The organism is Nevskia sp., assembly GCF_023266035.1.
In the GTDB taxonomy this organism is placed as follows: domain Bacteria; phylum Pseudomonadota; class Gammaproteobacteria; order Nevskiales; family Nevskiaceae; genus Nevskia.
On sequence record NZ_JAHFRY010000049.1, the window covers coordinates 23,193 to 30,374 of the forward strand.

The following is a 7,182-nucleotide window of genomic DNA, read 5'->3' on the forward strand; positions in this document are numbered from 1 at the left end:
CCGCCTTCGCGCATCAGATAAGCCGCGCCATCGAGATCGCGCGGCTTGGAGATGCGCAGCAGCACGCGGATCAGGCCGCTGTCACGGCTGACATAGACCTTGCCTTTGAGCAGCCGCTCGGCACCGCTGCGATCGACCGCGGCCAGTTCCACTTCCTTGATCTGCAGCGACAGCGGAATGTTCGCCCGCATGCAATCAAGCACCTTCTGCGTCGCCGCATCGGCGTGCGCACTCAAGTTCGCCGCCAGCAGGCCTAAGCACAGCCATCGACCTGCATTCATCGTGATCCCCGAGTCCCTGACGACAAGACTACCGCGCTGCCGTGAACCAGGCAGTCCTTCAGCTTTTCGGTTTTGCCGCGTCGAACGCCGCCTGCTGCGCCGGCGTGGCTTCCTGCTGGTGCAGGCGTTTCCAGTCCGCATAAGGCATGCCGTAGACCCGCTCGCGGGCTGCATCGTCGCTGACCGCGACACCCGCCTCTTTCGCCGCCGCCGCGTACCACTTCGACAGGCAGTTGCGGCAGAAGCCGGCGAGATTCATCAGCTCGATGTTCTGCACGTCGGGGCGGGAATCAAGGTGCTTGAGCAGGCGCTGAAGCACGGCGGCATCAAGACGGTCCCGAAGTTGCTGGTCCATGGTCGTTGCAGGGTTCCGAAAGGGAAAATGATTGTGCGCGGATTGTGCGCGAAGCCCGGAACACCTGCGACTAAACTCCGCCCCTAGTCGTCAGAACGTCCACCATTCTCATGTCCTCTCTTCCCCGCATCGTCATCGTCGGCGCCGGCTTCGGCGGCCTCACTGCCGCCCGCGCGCTCGATGGCGCCGCTGTCGAACTGACTGTCATCGATCGCCGGAATTTCCATCTTTTTCAGCCACTTCTGTATCAGGTGGCGACCGCTGGCCTGAATCCTTCCGATGTCGCCTGGCCGGTGCGCGGCATCCTCAGCAAGCAGAAGAACGCCCGCGTGCTGCTCGGCCAGGTGAGCGGAATCGACAGCGCCGCACGTGAAGTGCTGCTCGATGACGGCCGCCGCCTGCCCTACGACTGGCTGATTCTCGCCACCGGCGCCACCCATACCTACTTCGGCAATGATCAATGGGAGGCACACGCACCGGGACTGAAGCGTGTCGATGACGCCACACTGATTCGTCGCCGACTGTTGCTGGCACTTGAACGCGCCGAGAACAGTGCCGATCTCGTCGAGCAGCAGCGGCTGATGACCTTCGCGATCGTCGGCGCCGGGCCGACCGGCGTCGAACTGGCCGGCGCCATCGCCGAGCTTTGCAAGCGCGTGCTGATCCATGATTTTCGCGCCATCGATACCCGCAAGGTCCGGGTGGTGCTGATCGAGGGCGCCGATCGGGTGCTGCTGTCGTTCCCGCCGGAGCTGTCGACTTTCGCGCTCAAGGAGCTGCAGAAGAAAGGCGTAGACGTGATGCTGAATACCAAAGTCAATGGCTGCGATCCGGGTGGCCTGAGCTTCGGCGATGGCAGCGGCCTGGCCGCTGCGACCATCCTCTGGGCCGCTGGCGTCGCGGCTTCGCCGGCCGCGCGCTGGCTCGGCGCGCCGGCCGATCGCGCCGGCCGCGCCCAGGTGCTGCCGGATCTGTCGGTGCCGGGCCATGAGCAGGTGTTCGTGATCGGCGATACCGCCACCGTGCAATCGAACGGCAAGGCCGTGCCAGGTGTTGCGCCTGCGGCCAAGCAGCAGGGTCAGCATGTGGCGAAAACCATCCGCGCGGCGCTGGCCGGAAAATCCGCGCCGGGGCCGTTCCGCTATCGCGATTTCGGCAACCTGGCGACCATCGGCCGGCATTCGGCGGTGATCGATTTCGGCTTCCTGCGCATGAAGGGCCTGATCGCCTGGTGGCTGTGGGGCATCGCCCACGTCTACTTCCTGATCGGCGCCCGCAACCGCATGCTGGTGGCCACCCAATGGTTCTTCAACTATCTGAGCTACAGCCGCGCGGCGCGGCTGATCGTCGGCAGCGATAACGATGCCGACAGCCACCGGCCGTTGCAAAGCCAGTCGCAGACCCAAACTCAAGCCAGACGATGATCCTGCCCGCCATCACGCCTCGTTTCGCCGCACTCGGAGAGCCGTACTCGACGGCCATCCCGGCCCGGCCGTTGCCCACGCCGAGCTTGCTGCACGTCAATACGGCACTGGCCGATCAGCTCGGATTGTCGTCATCGATCGCCAGCCCAGAGTTCACTGCGCTGATGGCCGGCAACACGGCGTGGCCCGGCTATGAGTCACGGGCCTCGGTCTACGCCGGCCATCAGTTCGGCCAGTTCGTGCCGCAGCTGGGTGATGGCCGGGCGCTGCTGATCGCCGAGATCGACGATCGCCACGGCCAGCCCCAGGAACTGCAGCTGAAAGGCGCCGGGCCGACGCCGTACTCGCGCCATGCCGATGGCCGCGCGGTGCTGCGCTCGTCGATCCGCGAATACCTGTGCTCGGAAGCCATGCACGGCCTGGGCATTCCCACCACGCGGGCGCTGGCGCTGGTCGGCTCGCCGCAGCCGGTGCGGCGTGAGACGGTAGAGACCGCGGCCGTGGTCTGCCGTGTCGCGCCGAGCTTCCTGCGCTTCGGCCATTTCGAGTTCTGGTACTACCGCGGGGAAACCGAGCGCCTGAAACCGCTGGCCGATCTGTTGATCGATCAACACTTCCCGGAGTTCGCCGGCAAGCCGGATCGCCACGCCTTGTGGCTGACCGAAGTGGTGCGCCGCACCGCCGTGCTGATGGCGCAGTGGCAGGCCGTGGGCTTCTGTCACGGCGTGATGAACACCGACAATTTCTCCGCACTCGGCCTGACCATCGACTACGGCCCGTTCGGTTTTCTTGATGCTTTTGACAGCCACCACATCTGCAATCACAGCGACGACAGCGGCCGCTACGCCTGGGATCGCCAGCCGGTGATCGGCCACTGGAACATCACCAAGCTGCTGCAGGCCTGCCTGCCGCTCCTGGCCGACGAACCGAGGGCTGCGGTCGAACGCGCCCAGCCGATCGCCGACAGCTATCCGGACGCTTACGGCAAGGCGATGTTGAAGCAATGGACCGCGAAACTCGGCCTGCGCGAAGTGCGTGACGGCGACGAAACCTTGATCAACGGCTGGCTGAATCTGCTGCAGTCCAGTCGTGCCGACTTCACTCGCAGCTGGCGGCATCTGTCGCGGGTCAAGGCCAATGAGGACGGACCCGCGCATGGCCTGCGCGACGAAATCCTCGACCTCGCCGCGCTCGATGTCTGGATTCCCGCTTACCGCAGCCGGCTGCGCGCCGAACAATCCGACGATGCCGAACGTGCCGTGCGGATGAACGCGGTCAATCCGAAATACGTGCTGCGCAATCATCTCGCGCAGCGAGCGATCGAACGCGCCGAAGCCGGTGACCTGTCCGAAGTTGCGACCCTGTTCGAACTGCTGCAACGACCGTTCGATGAACAGCCGGCGTTCGAGGCCTATGCGGCTGAACCGCCGCCGGAAGCCCGGATGATCGAGGTCAGTTGCTCGTCCTGAGTGGCGGCCGCGCTCAGAACGCCGCTGCGCGCACGAACTCCTCGACGCTTCGCGCCAATGCGAACAGGTCGTAGCCGCCTTCCAGACTGGCGACGAACCTGCCTTGGGTATATTCCTCAGCCCAGCCGCGGATGCGTGCGGCAATCCAGGCGTAGTCGGCAAACGTCAGATTCAAGCCAGCCAGCGGATCCTCGCCATGGGCATCGAAGCCGGCGGAAACCAGGATCAGCTCCGGCTTGAACGAAGCGATCGCCGGCGCCCAGCGGGTTTCGACAGCGGTGCGGAATTCAGCGCTGCCATCACCGGCGTGCAGCGGTGCATCGACGAGACGGCTGTTGGCCGGATCGCTGACCCAGCCGGGGTAGTACGGGTCCTGGTAGGTGTTGCAGACCAGCACGCGGGGATCGTCGCGGAAGATGTCCGAAGTGCCGTTGCCGTAGTGCACGTCGAAATCAAGCACCGCTACGCGCTTGAGGCCGCAGGCCAGCGCATGTGCGGCGCCGACCGCCACGCTGTTGAACAGGCAGAAGCCCATCGCCCGGCGTCGCTCGGCGTGATGGCCGGGCGGGCGCACGGCGCAGAACACGAAGCGGGCGTTGCCGGCCAGGACTTCATCGACGCCGTGGACCACGGCGCCAGCCGCGGCCTGCGCGGCTTCGGCGCTGTGCGCGTTCATGGCGGTATCCGGATCGATGCGGACCAGGCCCTGGGCTGGACGCGTCGCGAAGATGCCGTCGACCAGCCGAGGATCATGGACGCGGACCAGCGCCTCGCGCGGCGCCAGCGGTGCGGTGACGGTGCGGAACATCGGCAGCAGGCCGCTGGCGTTCATGCGGTCCTGAATCGCGTGCAGGCGGGCGATCGATTCGGGATGGCCGGCGCCCATCTCGTGCTGGCTGCAGGCGGGATGGGTGATCCACAAGGGAATGGCGGCGTTCATGACTGCATTTCGGGCAGCGGGCCGTTGGCTGTCAAGCTCGTCACGATCCAGCGTTCCTTCGCCCGTGATTTCGTGCTTTCCTTGCCGCCGTGAACAGCCCTCCCGATCATCGTCGGCATGAGTAACGAAGATCACCCGAATAGCGCGCCCGACACCTTGGGCGCCGCCGCGCGTCGCGTGCCGGTGCTCGACTGGCTGCTGCTGATCCTGGCGCTGGTGTCGATCGCGCTGCTCAGCTACGAAACCTGGGGCGACGTCACGCCGGAATGGCGCCGCTGGCTGATCCATGGCGATTACGCGATCTGCGCAATCTTCGCGGTGGAGTTCACCTGGCGCTGGTCGCGCGATGGCTGGACGCGCGGCTATCTGCTGCGCAACTGGTACGAGGTCCTCGGCATGATTCCGGTCTCCGAACCGGCGCTGCGCGGCTTCCGCCTGTTCCGCGTGGTGCGCATCGTCATCCTGCTGTCGCGCTTCGGCATGGCGGCCGATCGGGCGCTCGGTGACGAATTCACCTACCGGCTGGTCAACCGCTTCCGGGACAGCATCATGCGGGCGGTCGGCGGCATGATCACGCTCGCCGTACTCGCCGAAGTGTCGGACGTGCTGAAGCGCGGCACCTACACCCGCAACGTCGCGCGGGCGCTGGAGGAGAACGATCGCGAGCTGCGGGCGATGATCACCGAGAAGCTCAGCCACAACGCGCGCACCAAGACCCTGAGCCGGCTGCCGTTCTACAACGACATCGTCAATTCGGTGGTCGATGCGGCACTGGGGCTGGCGCACGATGTCTTGAACGATCCGCGTACCGACGAGTTGGTGGCCGACATCCTGCGCGAGAACGTCGATCAGCTGCGCGCCGCCGTCCAGGCCAAGGAAGACGCCAAGCATCAGGTGGTGTCACCCGTTGTTCAGGAATAGCCCCCGCCGATGCCAGACCTGGCTATCTTCGTGATAGGCAGTCCCGCGCGCCGGCTTGGCGCCCGGCGATTGCAGGAGAGGCAAACGCGGTGATCACAAGGCGCAAGCGCCGATTGGCTTTGATTGCGGTCGCCGCGGTACTGGCGGGCATCCTGCCGGCCGGGCTGATGCTGGCTGTCACCTATCGCCAGGCGACGACGGCCGCCGGTCTTCGTCTCGATCACTACGCCGCCGTGCTCGAAAACCATGCCGACGAGATCTTCGGTACCGCCGAAAACGTGCTGGAGACGATTGGCACGACCGTCGATCGCAGCTGCAGCCCTGCCAGCGTCGATACCTTGCGCAAGGCGGTCTACAACTCGCTGTACTTCCGTGAAGCCGGGCTGATCTATCGCAGCGCCGTGCAGTGCACCAGCGTGCGGGTGCCGGAAACCTCGATCCTGATCAGCAACGCCGATCTGCTGATCTGGCCGACCACCGGCATCCATATCGCCGCCCCCGATCTGACCCTGGAAGACGAGGTATCGATCACCGTGCTGCGCGGCATTGACCGGGTGCCCGGCATGGCGGTCAGCCTGATGATGAATCCGCGCCAGTTGCTGGAGCCGGTGCGGGCGGCGATCGTCGAGCAGCAGATCGCGCTGCGCATCGAACGCAACGATGGCACCGTGCTGTCGCGCGCCGGCAGCCTGCTGCTCGGCGATGACGATCCGGACAGCCTGGTCAGCAGACGCAGCTTCCAGCATTACCCGCTGCGCGCCGTCGTCGCCGGCAACCGCGACGCGCTGCTCGACGGCTGGTGGGAGAACGCCACGCTGTTCGTGCTGCTCGGGCTCGGCCTGTCGCTGCCGCTGTTCCTGGTGCTGGCCTACGTCGATCGCCGCGAGCGGTCGATGGATGCCCAGCTCAGCGACGCGCTGGAGAACAACGAGTTGCACGTCCACTACCAGCCGATCCACGAAACCGGCAGCCTGCGCACCGTCGGCGCCGAAGCCCTGCTGCGCTGGCAGCACCCGCAGCGCGGCATGATCCTGCCCAGCGTGTTCGTGCCGCTGGCCGAAGCCAGCGGCCTGATCAATCCGTTGACTGACTGGCTGATGAAAAGAGTCGCCGCCGACCTCGAAGGCCCGCTCGCCGATCACCCCGATTTCTACGTCACGCTGAATCTCAGCCCGGCGCACTTCAGCGATGCCGAACTGCCGGAACGGGTGCGCAGCATCTTCGGCAAGGCCTGCCGCGCCGGGCGTGTCGTATTCGAAGTCACCGAACGGGAGATGCTGTCGTCGTCGGACGATCTCGCCCGCACCGTCATCGACGCCCTGCGCAGCGATGGCGCCCGGGTGGGCCTCGACGACTTCGGCACCGGCTATTCCTCGCTGCGCTATCTCACCCAGTTCCACTTCGATCTGCTCAAGATCGACAAGACCTTCATCGACGCCATCGGCACCGGATCGATCACCGCCGGACTGGTCGACGACGTGGTGGCGATGGCGCGTCGCCTGGGCCTGGTGACGGTTGCCGAAGGCGTGGAGACCGCCGCCCAGCTCGAGCATCTGCGCAAGGTCGGCGTCGAGTATGTGCAGGGCTGGTATCTGTCTCGGGCACTGCCGATGGAAGCGCTGAAGGCCTATCTCGCGAAGCCCTAGGGCAGACCCGATCACGCGCCTGATCGCTGACCTAGGTGGCCGAACCCTGGAACCGCGCTGCTAGACTCCTGCGCCTGAGTCCACGCCACGAAAACGCCGCAATGAACGCCCCCAAGACTGAGGCAAGCGCTACCAGCCCGCTCGAC

8 protein-coding genes are annotated in these 7,182 nt (G+C 65.8%); 4 read left to right on the forward strand and 4 right to left on the reverse strand.

Translation table 11 applies throughout. The features are described from left to right. Both Q0D45_RS09530 and Q0D45_RS09535 read right to left on the reverse strand, forming a co-directional pair. A partial coding sequence (locus Q0D45_RS09530; RefSeq protein ID WP_293391811.1) for a hypothetical protein occupies window positions 1-281 on the reverse strand: 281 nt, incomplete at its 3' end. 58 nt (window positions 282-339) lie between these two features. After that, window positions 340-636 (reverse strand): DUF1244 domain-containing protein, encoded by a 297-nt coding sequence (locus Q0D45_RS09535; RefSeq protein ID WP_293391814.1) that lies wholly within the window; start codon window positions 634-636, stop codon window positions 340-342. Window positions 637-746: 110 nt separating this feature from the next. Here Q0D45_RS09535 and Q0D45_RS09540 point away from each other — a divergent pair, with 110 nt between their 5' ends. Both Q0D45_RS09540 and Q0D45_RS09545 read left to right on the forward strand, forming a co-directional pair. Next, a complete protein-coding gene (locus Q0D45_RS09540) occupies window positions 747-2,060 on the forward strand; it encodes an NAD(P)/FAD-dependent oxidoreductase (protein WP_293391817.1) in 1,314 nt (437 codons plus the stop codon). Beyond that, window positions 2,057-3,529 carry a YdiU family protein gene (locus tag Q0D45_RS09545; protein WP_293391820.1) on the forward strand — a complete coding sequence of 491 codons (1,473 nt, stop codon included), beginning with the start codon at window positions 2,057-2,059 and terminating at the stop codon, window positions 3,527-3,529. The genes Q0D45_RS09540 and Q0D45_RS09545 overlap by 4 nt, the downstream gene beginning before the upstream one ends. A 13-nt stretch (window positions 3,530-3,542) precedes the next feature. Here the strand turns inward: Q0D45_RS09545 and Q0D45_RS09550 are convergent, their stop codons facing one another. Beyond that, window positions 3,543-4,469 (reverse strand): histone deacetylase family protein, encoded by a 927-nt coding sequence (locus tag Q0D45_RS09550; RefSeq protein WP_293391823.1) that lies wholly within the window; start codon window positions 4,467-4,469, stop codon window positions 3,543-3,545. Next, window positions 4,466-4,588 carry a hypothetical protein gene (locus tag Q0D45_RS09555; RefSeq protein WP_293391826.1) on the reverse strand — a complete coding sequence of 41 codons (123 nt, stop codon included), beginning with the start codon at window positions 4,586-4,588 and terminating at the stop codon, window positions 4,466-4,468. Before Q0D45_RS09555 ends, Q0D45_RS09550 begins: the two co-directional genes overlap by 4 nt. Between Q0D45_RS09555 and Q0D45_RS09560 the strand changes: the two genes are divergently transcribed. Beyond that, window positions 4,587-5,390 carry an ion transporter gene (locus tag Q0D45_RS09560; protein ID WP_293391829.1) on the forward strand — a complete coding sequence of 268 codons (804 nt, stop codon included), beginning with the start codon at window positions 4,587-4,589 and terminating at the stop codon, window positions 5,388-5,390. The genes Q0D45_RS09555 and Q0D45_RS09560 overlap by 2 nt on opposite strands. Window positions 5,391-5,503: 113 nt before the next feature. Beyond that, window positions 5,504-7,036 (forward strand): EAL domain-containing protein, encoded by a 1,533-nt coding sequence (locus Q0D45_RS09565; protein WP_293391832.1) that lies wholly within the window; start codon window positions 5,504-5,506, stop codon window positions 7,034-7,036. Window positions 7,037-7,182: the final 146 nt, after the last annotated feature.

Excerpts from the sequence above, each read along its gene's own strand:
- Q0D45_RS09535 (WP_293391814.1), bottom strand. The coding sequence starts at position 636 with ATGGACCAGCAACTTCGGGACCGTCTTGATGCCGCCGTGCTTCAGCGC.
- Q0D45_RS09555 (WP_293391826.1), bottom strand. The coding sequence starts at position 4,588 with ATGCCGACGATGATCGGGAGGGCTGTTCACGGCGGCAAGGAAAGCACG.
- Q0D45_RS09550 (WP_293391823.1), bottom strand. The coding sequence starts at position 4,469 with ATGAACGCCGCCATTCCCTTGTGGATCACCCATCCCGCCTGCAGCCAG.
- Q0D45_RS09540 (WP_293391817.1), top strand. The coding sequence starts at position 747 with ATGTCCTCTCTTCCCCGCATCGTCATCGTCGGCGCCGGCTTCGGCGGC.
- Q0D45_RS09560 (WP_293391829.1), top strand. The coding sequence starts at position 4,587 with ATGAGTAACGAAGATCACCCGAATAGCGCGCCCGACACCTTGGGCGCC.
- Q0D45_RS09545 (WP_293391820.1), top strand. The coding sequence starts at position 2,057 with ATGATCCTGCCCGCCATCACGCCTCGTTTCGCCGCACTCGGAGAGCCG.